Annotated in this window: 17 protein-coding genes; 3 read left to right on the top strand and 14 right to left on the bottom strand. The window is 38.7% G+C overall.

Going from position 1 to position 15629, the window contains the following annotated elements; translation table 11 throughout:
- Positions 1-8: 8 nt before the first annotated feature.
- Together AACH31_RS05005 and AACH31_RS05000 are read right to left on the bottom strand one after the other, a co-directional pair.
- Entirely contained in the window at positions 9-596 is a 588-nt protein-coding gene (locus AACH31_RS05005; RefSeq protein ID WP_161832584.1) for a hypothetical protein, read from the bottom strand.
- A gap of 249 nt (positions 597-845) precedes the next feature.
- On the bottom strand, positions 846-1343 hold the full coding sequence (locus AACH31_RS05000) for a hypothetical protein (RefSeq protein WP_237658975.1): 498 nt from the start codon (positions 1341-1343) through the stop codon (positions 846-848).
- Positions 1344-1536: 193 nt separating this feature from the next.
- Here AACH31_RS05000 and AACH31_RS04995 point away from each other — a divergent pair, with 193 nt between their 5' ends.
- Together AACH31_RS04995 and AACH31_RS04990 are read left to right on the top strand one after the other, a co-directional pair.
- Complete coding sequence (locus AACH31_RS04995) at positions 1537-3054, top strand: bifunctional metallophosphatase/5'-nucleotidase (protein ID WP_262950597.1); 1518 nt, start codon at positions 1537-1539, stop codon at positions 3052-3054.
- A 131-nt stretch (positions 3055-3185) separates the two neighbouring features.
- The gene (locus tag AACH31_RS04990) at positions 3186-5132 is read left to right on the top strand and encodes an aryl-sulfate sulfotransferase (protein WP_161832586.1); all 1947 of its coding nucleotides are present in this window, start codon (positions 3186-3188) and stop codon (positions 5130-5132) included.
- Between the two features lie 66 nt (positions 5133-5198).
- Here AACH31_RS04990 and AACH31_RS04985 read toward each other — a convergent pair whose 3' ends face one another.
- From AACH31_RS04985 to AACH31_RS04965, 5 genes are all read right to left on the bottom strand, one after another.
- Positions 5199-7928, bottom strand: a complete 2730-nt coding sequence (locus AACH31_RS04985; RefSeq protein WP_262950599.1) for a calcium-translocating P-type ATPase, PMCA-type — start codon at positions 7926-7928, stop codon at positions 5199-5201.
- Positions 7929-8030: 102 nt separating this feature from the next.
- The gene (locus AACH31_RS04980; protein WP_161832587.1) at positions 8031-8873 is read right to left on the bottom strand and encodes an SGNH/GDSL hydrolase family protein; all 843 of its coding nucleotides are present in this window, start codon (positions 8871-8873) and stop codon (positions 8031-8033) included.
- 90 nt (positions 8874-8963) lie between these two features.
- Positions 8964-9458, bottom strand: coding sequence for a hypothetical protein (locus AACH31_RS04975; protein WP_161832588.1), 495 nt, complete (start codon positions 9456-9458; stop codon positions 8964-8966).
- Between the two features lie 68 nt (positions 9459-9526).
- A complete protein-coding gene (locus tag AACH31_RS04970) occupies positions 9527-9913 on the bottom strand; it encodes a Fur family transcriptional regulator (RefSeq protein WP_161832589.1) in 387 nt (128 codons plus the stop codon).
- 80 nt (positions 9914-9993) lie between these two features.
- Complete coding sequence (locus AACH31_RS04965) at positions 9994-10245, bottom strand: GIY-YIG nuclease family protein (protein ID WP_161832590.1); 252 nt, start codon at positions 10243-10245, stop codon at positions 9994-9996.
- Between the two features lie 199 nt (positions 10246-10444).
- Between AACH31_RS04965 and AACH31_RS04960 the strand changes: the two genes are divergently transcribed.
- Positions 10445-11047, top strand: a complete 603-nt coding sequence (locus AACH31_RS04960; RefSeq protein ID WP_161832591.1) for a GNAT family N-acetyltransferase — start codon at positions 10445-10447, stop codon at positions 11045-11047.
- Between the two features lie 41 nt (positions 11048-11088).
- On the opposite strand, the gene AACH31_RS04955 is transcribed toward AACH31_RS04960, so the two are convergent.
- The 7 genes from AACH31_RS04955 to AACH31_RS04925 all read right to left on the bottom strand — a co-directional run bounded on the left by AACH31_RS04955 (position 11089) and on the right by AACH31_RS04925 (position 15624).
- Positions 11089-11454: a DUF3784 domain-containing protein gene (locus tag AACH31_RS04955; RefSeq protein ID WP_161832592.1), complete on the bottom strand. Its 366-nt coding sequence runs from the start codon at positions 11452-11454 to the stop codon at positions 11089-11091.
- Positions 11455-11624: 170 nt separating this feature from the next.
- Entirely contained in the window at positions 11625-11984 is a 360-nt protein-coding gene (locus AACH31_RS04950; protein ID WP_161832593.1) for a hypothetical protein, read from the bottom strand.
- Positions 11985-12066: 82 nt separating this feature from the next.
- Positions 12067-12336: a DUF1294 domain-containing protein gene (locus AACH31_RS04945; protein WP_161832594.1), complete on the bottom strand. Its 270-nt coding sequence runs from the start codon at positions 12334-12336 to the stop codon at positions 12067-12069.
- Between the two features lie 3 nt (positions 12337-12339).
- A complete protein-coding gene (gene ybaK, locus AACH31_RS04940; RefSeq protein WP_161832595.1) occupies positions 12340-12822 on the bottom strand; it encodes a Cys-tRNA(Pro) deacylase in 483 nt (160 codons plus the stop codon).
- 195 nt (positions 12823-13017) lie between these two features.
- Positions 13018-14658, bottom strand: a complete 1641-nt coding sequence (gene aspD, locus AACH31_RS04935; protein WP_161832596.1) for an aspartate 4-decarboxylase — start codon at positions 14656-14658, stop codon at positions 13018-13020.
- Between the two features lie 205 nt (positions 14659-14863).
- Positions 14864-15415 carry a type II toxin-antitoxin system PemK/MazF family toxin gene (locus AACH31_RS04930; RefSeq protein ID WP_161832597.1) on the bottom strand — a complete coding sequence of 184 codons (552 nt, stop codon included), beginning with the start codon at positions 15413-15415 and terminating at the stop codon, positions 14864-14866.
- Entirely contained in the window at positions 15415-15624 is a 210-nt protein-coding gene (locus AACH31_RS04925) for a hypothetical protein (protein WP_161832598.1), read from the bottom strand. Before AACH31_RS04925 ends, AACH31_RS04930 begins: the two co-directional genes overlap by 1 nt.
- Between the last annotated feature and the right edge of the window lie 5 nt (positions 15625-15629).

Genomic DNA, 15629 nt, shown 5'->3' with positions numbered 1-15629 from the left:
AACTCCTTTTAACGTCCTTTTAAAAATAAAATGCGCAAATCTAAACAAATAAAAATAGTTAAGACTAAATTTAATACCCATAGGCCATAGCTTAAAAATAAAATAAACCCCGCATTAAACCAATAGGCAATGAAAAACTTATAGATAACAATTGCCACTAAAAGACCGATCACAATACTTCCAACAAGGGCAATTGGCGTTAAACATTTCGATAAAAACTGCATGTCGCCTAAAAAAATAAAATAGGCTAATCCGGCAAGCGCTGCCCCTGTAAATAAGAAATACAAAAGCCCGCCAAACCAGTAATTACAACAAAATTGCATTAAGACCTGTGAAAGCAAAAATAAGGATAGAACGCTCGCCGCACTCGCACAAAGGTAACATTCCTTCATCACTCGTCGTCCCTTTCCTAAATTAGAGTTTAAAAAGAGAGCCAAAACCCCAATAAGCGGGATGATGAGGGCCAAAACCTCTAAAAAGCCGACCTCAAAGCGCAAAAACAACATACAAATAAACGTTACGACAAAACAAAAGGCGTGAATCCCACAATGAAGTTGCAACGCCATTTGCCGTTGATACTGAATTGGATTTTTCATTCTCCTCCCCCCCCTATACGTTCGTCTACTAAAGTATATTCCACATCGAGGCAAATCATGAAAAATATCTCGAGTCAGAACGATGATTCCCCCTTTTTTGTCCTTCATCCTCACGTCAGTAAGATAGCCCTCCCTTATTTCCTCTGACCTTAACCAACGTTTAAAAAAATTAAACTCCCACAGACACTTCTTTTAAACTTGCATGTGATTCTTAAATTTCAACGTTTATCGCACCAAAGAAAAAGACCGTTAAGAACGGTCATCGTTTGGCGTCACCTCTGTTGACTTTTGGCGAGTAACAACTCCATAAACAGCCGCAATGGTCATTAAAGCGAGCGTTCCATATCCCATCGTTTTCTTGTGGCGCTCCACGAGGGCCGCTTGTCCTTGTTGATCGCATCCCTCCATTTTAATCGTCAATTCCTTTAATAGCTCAATCAACTCTAATTTCAATTCCTGAGCGACATCATCCCGCTTAATTAACTTCATGATTGCTTTCGATAATTTATAATAATATTTTTTTGTCTGCTTCGCCGATTTTGTTAACTGCTTCACTGTTTTTTGTGTCGACTTAAACACTAACTTGTTTTGCTTCACTAAATAAGGAATTCGTTGAACGGCATCCTCATAAAGCTCGGGATCGACTTCTCGTAATTGTGTTAACAGTTCCCATAACTCACTTTCTTCTAATTCTTTCCATTCTTCTTGCATGGGTGGCGTCGCTGTCACTAACATTTTCTCTGTCATCATTCGTCATTCCTTTTCTATCAGCATCTTTTTCTTTATTTTACCACATTTTTTGCCTCGTTTAGAGAGAGTTTGGACTTTTTTAGGAAAATAACAACCGATTCCTAACGGTCTACGCATTCTTCAATAAACGAGCACGGAGGGCTAATAAATGTCGTTTTTTGTGTTATAATTTAAAATGAGGTGTTACAACATGAAACAATTAAAAATTTATTTTACATCAGATTTACACGGATACGTTTATCCGACAGATTATACGGATCGCACCGAAAAACCGATGGGGATGCTAAATATTGTGTCTAATTACAAAAAAGACGGGAATACCCTCATCATTGACGGTGGGGATACCATTCAAGGTTCGCCTTTTATGACCTATTTAAGTTCACGCCCCTTAACAGCCCACCCGGTGGCCCAAGTCATGAACGGAGGGGGATATGACTACATCACCCTTGGAAACCATGAATTTAACTATGGTTATGATTACTTAAAATCTTACTTAACTTCCCTTAACGCTAAATGCCTCTGTGCAAACATCGTTGATAAAACAGGGCAACTTCCCCTATTTTCATCAGACATTAAAGTGATGGAAAATGGATTAAAAGTAGGAATCATCGGATTTACCACTGATTTTATCCCCATCTGGGAAAAAGCGCACAACCTTGAAAACTTTGAAGTGCGTGATACCTTTTCATCGATTCAATCCATTCATGACGAACTCAAACCTCAAGTCGATCTTTTAATTGGAATCTACCATGGTGGATTTGAATATGACTTAGCGACGCACGAACAATTGAGTACATCATCTGAAAACATTGCCTATAAAATTTGTCAAGAACTTGCTTTTGACGTTCTTCTGACGGGGCATCAACATGTTCCATTAAAAGATCATGACTTATTCGGAACCCACGTGGTTCAGCCCCCACATAATGCCAGTCAATATGCGGAAATTATAGTTAAAAAAGACGATCAAACCGCTTCATTTAAAATTACCTCTGATTTAAAACCTGCTGGAGATACCCCTGATCCGACGCTTTATCAGGCATTAATGCCCCTTCAACAAAGCGTTCAAACCTGGCTAGATGAACCGGCAGGCTTCTTAAATCAGCCTTTACAACCCGATGAGCGAATTCAGATGGCAACTCAAGGTTCCCTTCTTGCAAACTTTATTAATCAGATTCAGCTCGAGGTCTCTGATGCGGATCTCTCTTGTACCTCTTTTGCTAATGTCGTTAAAGGGTTTAACGAACGCGTGACAGTTCGCGATATTGTTTCAACCTATGTGTATCCAAATACACTCGTTGTTCTTGAAGTGACGGGGGCCATTTTAAAAGAAGCGCTTGAAGTCTGTGCCTCTTATATTCATTACGAAAACAATGAATTATCCGTTGCCCGTCGCTTTTTACAGCCGAAGGTGGCTCACTACAACTATGACTTCTTCTCGAACGTCTTTTATACGTTTGACTTAACTCAACCGGTTGGATCACGTGTCGTGTCAATGCGTGTCCATGATCAAGAAGTTCAACCTCATGATTCCTTCAGTCTCGTGATGAACAATTACCGTGCGAGTGGCGTCGGGGGTTACGAGTGCCTACGCGGTTGCAAAGTCTTAAAAGAAATCCCAATCGAAATGACGGAAATTATTATTAATTATTTTATGAAACATTCACATGTAACAGTTGATGACCGTTCTTTTATCCACATTATAAAATAGAAAAACAGCTCCATGAGCTGTTTTTCTATTTTCCTCACCTTACTAAATTTGTTGATTTTTGGTTTAGTTTTTTGTAAAATGGTTATTATTTAACTATAGCTTTCTATTTTTGTCTTCAAAAGGAGAATACGATGAAACGAGAAACAAAACTTTATTTATTAGGCGGAATCGCCTTGCTTATTGGAGTATGCTTACTATTCTTCAACCAAAAATCACCTTCGGTTGAGGAAATCGATCATACTATGTCTCATCAACACCAGATTGACCAAACGCTTAGTGAGACATTAAAAAACACGACCTATACATTTGAATCCCCTTATGTTAGCTTAAATCCCTACGGCAATGCACCGCTTTCTGCCTTAATTGCCTTTCATACCGACGAAGCCCAACCGGTGACCTTGACCGTTAAAGGGAAGGATGAACAAACAACGTTCACCCATACCTTTGATGCAACAACCTCCCATTTAATTCCAGTTTATGGGCTATATGCAGATACGTTAAATCAAGTTACCTTAACGCTCGGCGAGGAAAAAACACAAACCATTGAACTTCAAACTGATCCCCTTCCTGCTGATTTCCCCCTACCAACCCATACGTCTGCCGATCGTCAACAATTAGGGAATGACCTTTATTTTCTGACCCCTGCTTCTACTGGCTATACGGCTGCCTACGACATAAACGGGGATGTTCGTTGGTTCTTAACAACTAAAAATATTTGGGAGGTATCTCGTCTTAATAATGGGCATCTCCTATTAAGTGCCGATCGAACAAGCGCTCCTCCTTACTATATGACGGGACTTGTTGAAATGGATTTGATCGGAAAAATTTATGTTGACTATCAATTACCCGGAGGCTACCATCATGACGCCATTGAATTACCCAACGGAAACTTTTTAGTTGCTACCAATACACCGCATGCATTAACCGTTGAAGATGCAATTGTCGAAGTTGATCGTCAAACGGGAGAAATCATTAAAACATGGGATTTAACAAAAATCTTACCGATGGAAGCCGCTAAAAGCGAAAACTGGACGAAAGAAGATTGGTTCCATAATAATTCGGTAGCCTATGATGAAGCCAACCGTGCCATCGTTTTATCGGGACGTCACCAAGATGCAGTGGTCTATTTGGATTACGACACAGGGGAGCTAAAGTGGATTGTTGGTGATCCTACGGGTTGGCCAGATGACATGCAATCTTACTTCTTTACCCCTATCGGTGATGATTTTGAATGGCAGTGGTCGCAACACTCCGCTAAAATTCTAGCCAATGGAGATTTAGCCCTATTTGATAACGGAAATAACCGTTCAAAAGATCCGTTCACCTATCTCCCTGCTCCGAACAATTACTCACGGGGCGTTGTCTACCATCTCAATCCTCAGGACATGACGATTGAACAAACCTTTCAATTTGGAAAAGAGCGTGGAAGTGAATTTTACTCCCCTTATATCTCTGAAATCGACGAGTTAGAAACCGATCATTACCTCGTTCATTCAGGAGGAATTGGTTCAGTTAACGGGGTGGCGACGAACCAACCGGCCTTCTTCTATGATCACCCGACACTTTCAAGTCAAACCGTAGAAGTTAAAAATGGAGAAACCATTTTCGAACTCACTTTACCGGCCCACTTTTATAGAGCATCAAAAATGAGTCTTTATCCACCCCATCTTAGCTACTCCCTTACACCTGGAGAAATACGCGGAACTTTAGGAGAAACACCAACCCTTCCTATTAAAGTAAAACATCTCAATCAGGCTAATGCTCTAACCGATGACACTTATGCAATTAAACTATCTAAAGAACCTGATCGTCTTATTTTTACAGGGGACTTCCATGAAGGGCAAAAGGTGAAACTCATTTTAAATAAACTTGGAGAACAGAAGGTCTATGATATTCGAGTATCTAGCAAAGCTTACTCAGCCATGTGTGTCGATTTATTTGATAAAGAGCAGATTAAGGACAACGATCGATTAAGCGTCACTAAGTATATTAACGCAGCGGGATTATCAGGAACCTATGAACTTTACCTTGAAATTGATGGCACCCTTTATACGCTCCATCAATCTGTTACCTTCTAATCTTGCCATCAAAAAAACCAACTCCTCATAATGAAGAGTTGGTTTTTTGTTTGTCATGGACATTAATTAAGCATTTGTCGTTGCGACGCGACGTTTTTTCGCTCGACGAACACGGCGACGTGTCTGATTAATTAATCGTAACACCCATTTTAAAATTTCATTAAATAAAACAACGGTTGAACCTACTGCTACGATTTTAAGCCACATCACGGCACTTAATGGAACCGTATGGAAGAAACCTCCTGCTAATTGCGTCACAATCACCTGAATAATGAATGTTCCGGCTAAAATTAACAAGGCAATTTTATTTTTTAAGAAGTTTTTGAAAATGCTCACTAATCCAAATTCACGGCAATTAAGGGCATTAAATAAAACTAAACTTACAAATAAACTAAAAATCACCGTTTGTCCTTCGCTTGCTCCATGTGTGACATGATCTAAATTAGCTCCTAAGAAGTTGTATTTCAACTGAGCGAGCAACACTAGGATCATAAAGATACTATTCATAACAATCGTATTAATCATTAAACGATTGATAATACTTGCATTTTTAGACGTTGGTTTACGCTTCATCACCGTTTGACGGACAGGCTCTAATCCTAACGCTAGCGCCGGTGGACCATCCATAATAATATTTACCCACAGTAAGTGAATCGTTGTAAATGGCAACGGTTGGTCTAATAATTGCGAAATAATCGTCAGTAAGAAAGCAATAATATTAACAGTTAAAGTGAATTGTAAGTAGCGTTGGAAATTATTATAAATTCCACGTCCCCACTTGATCGCCTCAACAATCGTATTAAAACTATCATCCGTTAAAATAATGTCTGCTGCATTTCGACTAACTTCTGTTCCGGCAATTCCCATAGCGATTCCGACATCCGCCTTCGTTAATGCGGGAGCATCATTGATTCCATCACCTGTGACGGCAACAACCTCTCCATTCTCTTGAAGAGCAGAAACGATACGCATCTTTGTATTTGGCATCGATCTTGCCACAATAGCGATACTCTTTACCTCTTCGCGTAATTGCTCATCCGTTAATCCATCGATATAACTTGCCTCAACTGCTCGTTTATCCGGCGTTAAGATTCCAATTTCATTTCCAATTGCAATTGCTGTATGGATATTATCCCCCGTTAAAATCTTTGTTTCAATTCTTGCATCACGTGCGCATTCAATTGACTCCTTTACCCCTTCGCGTAATGGATCATTAATTCCGACAAACCCTTGGAACGTCAGTTGATGGAACCATTGTTTTTTATTCATGAAGTCCTCTTTACGCGTTGTTTCCGCTGATGCAAATGCAATAATACGCATTGCATTCGATTGAAGTTCTTTCATCTGATCTAATATTGCCTGCTCACGCACTTTTGTTAACGGACGAATTTTCCCGTCTACTAATTCACTCTTACATTGTTTTAAAATAACCTCCGGTGCACCTTTTGATAAAATATGATAACTCATCGAATGTTTGGTCACCGTTAACATATATTTATTTGAAGAAGCAAATGGAATTTGATACACAATATTTGCTTTTTCACGCACATGTTGATAACTTGGGTTATTCACCATGGCAATGATTGCTCCTTCAGTTGGATTCCCTAAATAATTATGATGTGTTCCATTGAACTCAACTTCAGCAGAACTATTCACTAAACAGTTCTCTACAAGTAATGGATAGTCATTCACTTCTTTAAATAGCGTTTCATGACCGTTGGCAAATAATTTTCCAACCTTCATTTTATTTTCTGTTAATGTTCCTGTTTTATCGCTACAAATCACACTAACAGAACCAATCGTTTCACAAGCCTCTTTTTTACGAATTAAGACGTTGATTTTCGCCATTTTCGCCATTGTCATAGCTAATGTAATATTAACCATCGTCGGTAATCCCTCCGGTACTGCCGCAACAATTAATCCTACACAGACAATAAAGGCTGTCTTAATACTTGGAAACACAAAGTGAACCTCTTTTAATGAATCAATAAAGGCACCAAAACTTGAAAACTCTAATTGAATATGACTATCCTTTAAAATTTGGATTAACATATAGACAAATAGAATCGCCGCAACCCCTGAGGAAATCGACGAAATAATCTGCCCAAGCTTTCCTAATTTTAATTGAAGTGGCGTCATCTGTTCCTCTTGATTGAGATCTTTAGCAATTGCCCCCATCTCGGTTTGATCCCCGATTTTAACAATTTGAATAAGTCCCTGTCCATTTCCGACCAGAGTCCCTCCATAAACTAAATCCTCTTTGTCCTTCTTAACTTGATCTACTTCACCCGTTAACATATCTTCACGTAATTTTAAATCTGTTGACTCAAGGACAACCCCATCGGCTGGAACCATATCCCCTGTTTCCAAATAAACAAGGTCATTTGGAACAATATCTGTTTTACGAACCTTTTGTTTCTTTCCATCGCGTAAAACAGTGACTAATACATCCTCTGTCATCTTCGCCAATGACTCTGCCGCCTTTTTCGAGCGTCCCTCTGTTACACGCCCGATAATAATTCCTAGCAACACGGCCATGCAAATCCCAATACCGTCTTGATACTCACCGACTAGAAAACTAAGTCCACTGGCAATAATTAAAATCACCATTAACGGCTCTTTAAATACATCAAATAACTCCCAAAATAGGCCACGCTCTTTTGGCTTTGTAAATTCATTTGCACCATGTTGCGATCGTAATGCTTCGATTTCTTGTTTCGTTAAACCTGTCTTCAAATCTGTAACAACAATGTTAGCTGATTCTGCGATGTTAGCTGATTTTGCTTCATTTGCCAAATGTTTAATGACCGACACCTTCTTTCTTTTTGTTTATACAATTCACTCTATGTCATTACCTCGATGATTAGAACAAAAAAACTTCTCCTGAGAGAAGTTTTTTTATTCGGTTTGTAAAAATGAACGAACTAATTTAACAATCATTGCCGTCGCTACTTTATTTTGATGGACCGTATCAATCGTGAGTTGAAGCCCCGCATCGTTTGAAATGTCTTCCCACGATTTTCTTAAAACATAATGTTTAAATGACGGCATAAAATACGCAAATGGTGAACGAACGACTGAACGCTTCGTTTCCGGACGACTTTTCTGTAAATAGTTCAACTGACATTCATTAAGTGGAAGGTAAGTCACTCCATGAATCTTCGCCACTTTATAAATATCGTGACTATACGCAACCGCTGTTTTAAAAGCAACAGAATTTTCATCTTCGCTAATAAGTGGTAATGATAAAATAGCAATTTTTGCCTCTGTTCGTTGCCGCAATTCCCATAACAATTGATTTAAATTACGTATAAACCAATCCTCCGTCGGTTTTTGAGGTAAATGTTTTTTTAATTCAAAGTGAATTTCATTTGACTTACTTAAGCGCGCCAAAATATCATTCGTTCCAATCAAAATAATAATATAATCGGGATGCGTATCAATCACTTCCCCCATCCGATGCAAGGCATTATAAACTAAATCCCCATTGACCCCTGCATTAATAAACTCGTATCCTTCTGAACCTAATTCCTTAGCTAAATCGTCTACAAAATTATGCGCCATCGTCCCCTGAGTATGGCTATCCCCCAAACAGGCAACGATTTTTTTATAATTCCCTTCCTCTTTAAAACGATCTGCCCTATTTTTTGGACGACGGCTAAAGCGATAAATCGTATATCCTGCACTCGTGATCGCCAAAGTTCCAAAGGCACCTAGCAACCATTTTGATCTTTTTTTCATCAACCTTTTGTTCTCCTTTCCTGACCGTTCTTCTATGACTCCTATGATATCGAAAATTGGACCGGGAATAAAGTCCCTTTTTAATAAAAATTAATCCTTAACCTGATTCAGTAGTTGAGTCTTAAGCTCTTGTTCATGTGATAAATGAATGCCTATATGGCCAACCCCTAATAAAAAAGTTGCAAAACCTAAAACGAGCGCACGTCCATATAAAGCCAAGCATAAAAACGAAAGGATAGGAAAAGTTGCTCCTGGCACTCGAACCCCCACTAATGGGCGATAAAAATCAATTAAATTTCGATCACTTCGAAAATATCGAACCCAAAACCACTCATACAAAAAAATAAAGCAACTAGCTAAGATAAGCCACCAACACCGATTGGACCATCCGTGCCAATTTAAATTCCCATCGATAAGAAGAGCTATTGTCGTTAAGACCTGCCCAAGCTGTTCACACGTTTGTAACCAACGATTCTCCCTTTCTGCCGTATCATCTTTTGGCTTTTTAAAACACCAGCAGGCATTCGGAATCAATACCAACAATAAAAATAACACACCAAGCGATGAAAAACTAAAATTCCCCATTTAACTTCCCCCTTCCTCTCTATTTTATTGTAATCCATAAAAAAAATCCTAGACGGCCTAGGATTCTTTTAAACTATTTTAGTCGATTTACATTTTTCACAAATTCCTTTGAAGGTCATTTCACATTTTGAAACATCAACTCCCGTTGATTGCTCCACGACCGAGTCAATTCCATACAATTCAGGAATAAATAAATCCTTTACTTCACCGCATTCTAAACAAATAAAGTGAAAGTGATCCTCTAATGTTCCATCAAAACGATCCGGATAACCTGGGATACTCACTTTTTTTATCATGTCATGCTCTGCTAACTGAGATAAATTGCGATAGACCGTTCCTAAACTTAAATTTGGATGATCTTTTTTTAACATTTCATAAATAGCATCCGCCGTTAAGTGACAAGGATTATCCTTCACACAGTTATGAATCATTTCACGCTGTTTAGAGTATTTCATCTCCATCACCCCTTTTTTTATAAATTATAATAATAATGATTACTACTTAAATTGTAGATGCTATTTTTAAATTTGTCAAATCACTTGCTTTGAGACATTATTAACTCTATTTTCTGTTGCCGCGTCATCTTTTTTATCTGATATTCCCGCTGACAAGCCTCTTTCCGTGTTTCATAACTTGCTTGATAACATAAGGTCACCGGCCGTCGAGCCCGCGTATACTTCGCCCCCTTAGGTGATTCATTATGTTCTTTCAACCGACGCTTGACATCCGTTGTATATCCCGTATAATAAGTCCCATCAGAGCACTCAACGATATAAACCCAGTGCATGAATCCCTTCCTTTCATCAAACATTAACCAATGCCTTTAATTATACCACGCCTTTCTTTATTAAAAAAGATAGTTTTCTACAATAATCGACATTGTTTTTAGGTTAGGGGCAAGACAGGTTTGTTTCTACAACTTTGACTACTCTGATAATAGTAAACACCCAGCTTTTCGCACCATTCAAAATGAGGAGGAGACTTAAATGAGCTCAACAATTCAAATCTCTATCGCTAAGCCTGAAGACGCTTTAGAATTACTTCATATCTATACTTATTATATTCTACATACAGCGATTACATGCGAATGTCATCTTCCATCCGTAGAAGATTTTTATACCCGAATTCAACAAACCTTAGTAGCTTATCCCTATCTGATCATCAAACAGAAAGATGAAATTTTAGGATTTGCCTATACGAGTCCCTTTAATAAACGTGAAGCTTGTCAATGGGCGGTAGAAACAAGTATCTACCTTAAACCCAATCTCCAACAACGCGGACTCGGAACCCTTCTTTATGAAAAAATTGAACAGATTTCTCGAGCACAAAACATCACTTATTTAAATGCTTGTCTCACGTATACGGATCAAGAAGATAAGCGACTCCCAAAAACGAGTTATTATTTTCACCTACACCGTGGCTTTAAACAAGTAGCTCATTTTCATGACCATGCCTATAAATTTCATGACTGGTACGACATCATCTGGATGGAAAAAATGATTGCCACCCCGACTACTCCTCCAACACCATTTATTCCATTTAATAAATTAGATCCAACTGTCATTGACGCGATATTAATGTCAAAATAAAAAAAATAAAAAGGGAATCCCCTTTTTATTTTTTTATCATTTTATTTTTTATGTTCCGAATGAGGTGATTTCCGATATTTTTCAAAGGCCCGATTAGCATCCCAATGAACGTCTTTAAACGCTAGAATCAACCATAAAATAAATGCTACCAGCCCAAAATAGGGTGAAATAAAATAGGATAACACGGCACCCATACTCAAAATAATCGCCCAAATCCATAATAAACGAGCTTGATCGCTTACTAACTTCCGTTTATCATACATGTCCCGCTTAGACTTTGGCCAGGTATTAAATCCACTAATTAATATGGCACCCTTTTCACCTAGTAACATTAAAAGTAGTGCTAAAAGGAAAAATAGCCCCGCTAACGACAAACAACTATAAAAAGCTACTCCATCCATATTCATTACCTCGTCCACCTTTCCTTTGTCAACCACTAAACCCACTAGCGCCCGAGTGACGATATAAGGACACCAAGTGCCATAAAACTTTACCACCAACATCTTATAAACTGAAACGGCCGATTCACTTAATGTCCCAAAAGGTATCTATTACGGCATCCCCCTTCCACGCGCTCTCATGATAAATGTTGACTTTTATCCACGATATAATCGATTAATGTTTCTGTCATTGGAATCGCGTCTGAAAGATAACAGTCAAACTGCTCATATTGATCAACTGTCCCCTCGACCTCCCCAAGTAAAAAGCGATATCGCTTTCCGTAGGAACGCGGAACATATAACAGTTGAATATATGAGCCAAAATGATTCCAGCCTTTAGCAACGACCACATAGTTCACTAATGCCCCGTCGCTTGCTTCGTAGGTTCCCATTTCGAGTTGTTTCAGTTCTGCGAGTTGATCTAAATATTCAATTAATAGCTTCACACGAACAAACCCTCTTCGTTGATGACGAATTGTCTCTAAGTCCTTCATCATCCCCCTCACATCCCTTCTTGCACCTTACCTTAATTATATGCAAGGATGAGGGTGGCATGACCTTCTCTGAAGAAAAAACTCTTTAACTAAGGCCGGATCCTGTATACAATTTTAAGATGATCCAGGTTTGCATCGCCATTAAAAAGGGAATCCAAACTTGAAACGATCGATGCTTTGTCTTATGCCGACAACTGTGCATCCCCGCATAAACGCCAAAACTCCCAAAGCAAAACGCGCACAAAAATAATGATCGCTCGCTTATTCTCCATTCCCCACGACAAGCTTTTCGCTTATCAATCGCCATGAGGGCATATCCTAAACAGTTAACCGTAAGTAAAAAAATCCAACCCATGTATTAATCCTCCATCGTCACCTCTAGAAACTGGGCATCTAATAGTCGACTTAGAACCTGTGGATCGAGCTCTAATTGAAAACCGATTTTTCCGGCACTTACAATAAAGGTCGGAAGCGCCATCGCCGTCGAGTCGATAAGTGTCGGATAAGACTTCTTCATCCCAATAGGTGAACATCCACCTCGGATATAGCCCGTTAGTTTATTGATTTCGTTGACAGCAATGAGTTCAATTTTTTTCTCGTTGACCGCTTTAGCAGCCTTTTTTAAATCGAGCTCTTTAGCAACGGGGATGACAAACACATAAATAGCTTTACTCGCCCCTCTTGTCACCAATGTTTTAAAAACAACTTCTACGGGGCGGCCCACCTTCGCTGCCACGGAAATCCCATCGACAGCTCCATCTTTAACCTCGTAGGCCAGTACATCATAACCAATTTTGTGTTGGTCCAACCATCTCATCGCATTTGTTTTTACCTTTGACACTCTATTTCCTCCAATCTGTTTTCATTCTATCTATGAAACTATCTTTCATCTTTTTACAAACAGGCCCTTAATCTTAATAAAGGCGTTAAAAATCTCTCACCGATTGATTGCTACTTTTCTATTATATACCGAATATAAAAAAAACGCCTTCCTTTTATTTAAAGGATGGCATTTTTCTCTCATAATGTAGACGGATTATTGCCCGTTTTTCCAATCATTCGCGTACTCCTCGAAGAGCTCATTAATCGCCTGACCAATTTTAGTGTAATCAACGTCATTTAAATTAGCCAGTGACACACGAATCGACCAAGCAGGACCTTCAAACCCGCTCCCGTTTAATAGGACAATTCCATAGCGTCGTGCAAGGTCAAATAAAAATTCAAGCGCACTCCGTTCGTTTTTTAAATATGTCGCAAAAGATTCCCCGTACTTTAACTTCGCCCAGACAAGTAAATCATACTTATTATAATAAGCCGTATTTAATTCATTTTCTAAGTAAGGATAATCCTTTAACTCTTGATAAATTAACTGCTCGCGATGGCGACAAATCGCCTTCGTTTGCTCTTTATAGCGATTTTTTTCATCAAGCAATGCAAAAACTGAAAAAATAGCCATCTGAACCTGTTGAGGGGTTGATAGTCCCGCTGTATGATTTAACGCCACTTGACGACTATCTGCTACAAGACGGTCAATAAATGAGATCTCTTTCGGGTTAGTCGTTAACGCCTCATATCGTTCTACTAACTTTTCTTGTTCTTCCTTACTTAATTCTTTAATCAACTGATTATAAACATTCTCTTTTGCTAGTGCAATCAGACCTAAACGCCATCCTGTCACCCCAAAATATTTAGAGTAAGAATAAACACCTAGTGTATGATAAGGCATCGTAATCATCAATGACTTAAATCCATCGCAAAACGTTCCATAAACATCATCTGTAACAATCATTAATTTAGGGTGATGCTTTGTTACGATTTCTTCTAAATACGCAAGCGTCTCCTCATTCATGGCGACGGCAGGTGGGTTACTTGGATTAACGACAAACGCTAACTTAATATCCGTATCCTTTAATTTATCTAACTCCTCTTTTGGATATTGCCACGTCGGTACCCCTTCCTCATTCACCGCCGAGGCATGAATGAACACCATTTCAAATTCGTTTGATGGTAACGTTGCAATTTCAAGATAAGGAGTAAAAATAGGAACAAATAATGCAATCTTATCTTTTGGTTTTAATAAATAATTTGACTTTAACGAGTCGATGATATAACACATCGCTGCCGTTCCACCTTCAACGGCAAATAACTCATGCGTCGCTGTTTGAGAATCGCCCCCCATTTCCTTAATTAAATAGTCCTTCACCACACGCTCCGTTTGGACAAGCATACGATCAGGAACCGGATAATTATCACCAATAATCCCATCTACTAACTCAAATACCCATTCATCCGGATCAAATTGATGCACATCAATTCCATACTCTACAACCTGTTTTAATAAATCCATCCCATATTCATCCGGGTGCTTCGCAAGATAAGCCAAAAAGCGTTCATAGGCTCCCTCTTTTTGTGGCATTCCCGCCAAATCTCCTTCACACCATGTTAATTGGGACTCAAGAACGGCAAATTGTCCTAGTGAAAAGAAGGCCTGCCTTGGTGTTGCCGCTGTCCAGTTCGGATTTCCACGTCCGGCATTTAAAATTTTCGGGGTCCCCAACTCCTTCGATTTCTGCGCCATTTTAATAAATTCATCCTTTAATTCAAATGGGCTTAACATCTTTACTTTTTCAATCAGTTGTTTCATCTCTGGTCGTTTTAACATTTTCTTTGCTGTCATCTTTTTATTCTGCCCCTTTATTCTCATCATATCCACCACACAATGCAACATCAATCGCATGATGAATATCCATTGTTTAATTCAATCTAGCATAACTAATTTATCATATTCTTAATAGAATGCAAACTATTTTAAATAAATATTCGACTTTTTTAGCAACAAAAAGGGACGCCTGACGCATCCCTTTCTTGCAAGTATCCCTTACTTATTCAGAACGTATTTTTTTGACGGCTAAGCATTCTGCAAAGCGCATCATTAATTCATCCATATCGATGTCACTTTCCTCAATTTTTAAACGTCCTTCAACATAGAATAACGTATTTTTATACACACGTTTCGGATCATTGACTGTAATATAACAATCATTTCCAAGATAATAGAATTGATCCAAATCATTATGCTCAATTAATCGCTTAAAAATCGGGCGTTGTTTATGTTCCTTCGTTAATGTCGCAATGGGTAACACGACAACAAATGGATACTTCTCATTATGGTTATACTGATCTTTTTGAATGACGATACATGGGCGTAATTTAATACCTGTTACAACTTCTAGATTTTCCGAACGGCGCTTCCCGGTCTCAGGTTCAAAAACCCCCTTAAATCCATCTGGTCGCTCAATAATACGATACAAATCCTCGTATTGTCCGTCCTTTTCAACAAACCGAAACGGTCTTCCCTGCGTATACGGTAAGGCAACATAAAAGATTTTCCCTCGATGAATATCTTTACTTTGAACAAGTCGAGGGAGCTCCATTATTCATCCTTCTTCACAGCATCTTCAAACTCTTTGACACCTGAACGATTTTCTTCTAGGTCAATAATATCAAACAAATTTTCCTCGAAGAAAGCCGCGACATCAAATTGTTGAAGAGGCGTTTTTTTTACGCTACGCGTACTTTTGGAAGACGTTTTTTCTTTTTGTAACATTCCTTTATTCCAGCCGTCTTTGCCTCGATTAACCATTGTTT

The organism is Turicibacter faecis, assembly GCF_037076425.1.
Lineage (GTDB): Bacteria > Bacillota_I > Bacilli_A > MOL361 > Turicibacteraceae > Turicibacter > Turicibacter faecis.
This window is presented reverse-complemented; position numbering and strand designations above follow the sequence as displayed.

Excerpts from the sequence above, each read along its gene's own strand:
- AACH31_RS04990 (WP_161832586.1), top strand. The coding sequence starts at position 3,186 with ATGAAACGAGAAACAAAACTTTATTTATTAGGCGGAATCGCCTTGCTT.
- AACH31_RS05000 (WP_237658975.1), bottom strand. The coding sequence starts at position 1,343 with ATGACAGAGAAAATGTTAGTGACAGCGACGCCACCCATGCAAGAAGAA.
- AACH31_RS04930 (WP_161832597.1), bottom strand. The coding sequence starts at position 15,415 with ATGGAGCTCCCTCGACTTGTTCAAAGTAAAGATATTCATCGAGGGAAA.
- AACH31_RS04945 (WP_161832594.1), bottom strand. The coding sequence starts at position 12,336 with ATGGGTTGGATTTTTTTACTTACGGTTAACTGTTTAGGATATGCCCTC.
- AACH31_RS04975 (WP_161832588.1), bottom strand. The coding sequence starts at position 9,458 with ATGGGGAATTTTAGTTTTTCATCGCTTGGTGTGTTATTTTTATTGTTG.
- AACH31_RS04960 (WP_161832591.1), top strand. The coding sequence starts at position 10,445 with ATGAGCTCAACAATTCAAATCTCTATCGCTAAGCCTGAAGACGCTTTA.
- AACH31_RS04970 (WP_161832589.1), bottom strand. The coding sequence starts at position 9,913 with ATGAAATACTCTAAACAGCGTGAAATGATTCATAACTGTGTGAAGGAT.
- AACH31_RS04950 (WP_161832593.1), bottom strand. The coding sequence starts at position 11,984 with ATGATGAAGGACTTAGAGACAATTCGTCATCAACGAAGAGGGTTTGTT.
- AACH31_RS04955 (WP_161832592.1), bottom strand. The coding sequence starts at position 11,454 with ATGAATATGGATGGAGTAGCTTTTTATAGTTGTTTGTCGTTAGCGGGG.
- AACH31_RS04995 (WP_262950597.1), top strand. The coding sequence starts at position 1,537 with ATGAAACAATTAAAAATTTATTTTACATCAGATTTACACGGATACGTT.
- AACH31_RS05005 (WP_161832584.1), bottom strand. The coding sequence starts at position 596 with ATGAAAAATCCAATTCAGTATCAACGGCAAATGGCGTTGCAACTTCAT.
- aspD (WP_161832596.1), bottom strand. The coding sequence starts at position 14,658 with ATGACAGCAAAGAAAATGTTAAAACGACCAGAGATGAAACAACTGATT.
- AACH31_RS04965 (WP_161832590.1), bottom strand. The coding sequence starts at position 10,245 with ATGCACTGGGTTTATATCGTTGAGTGCTCTGATGGGACTTATTATACG.
- AACH31_RS04925 (WP_161832598.1), bottom strand. The coding sequence starts at position 15,624 with ATGGTTAATCGAGGCAAAGACGGCTGGAATAAAGGAATGTTACAAAAA.
- AACH31_RS04980 (WP_161832587.1), bottom strand. The coding sequence starts at position 8,873 with ATGAAAAAAAGATCAAAATGGTTGCTAGGTGCCTTTGGAACTTTGGCG.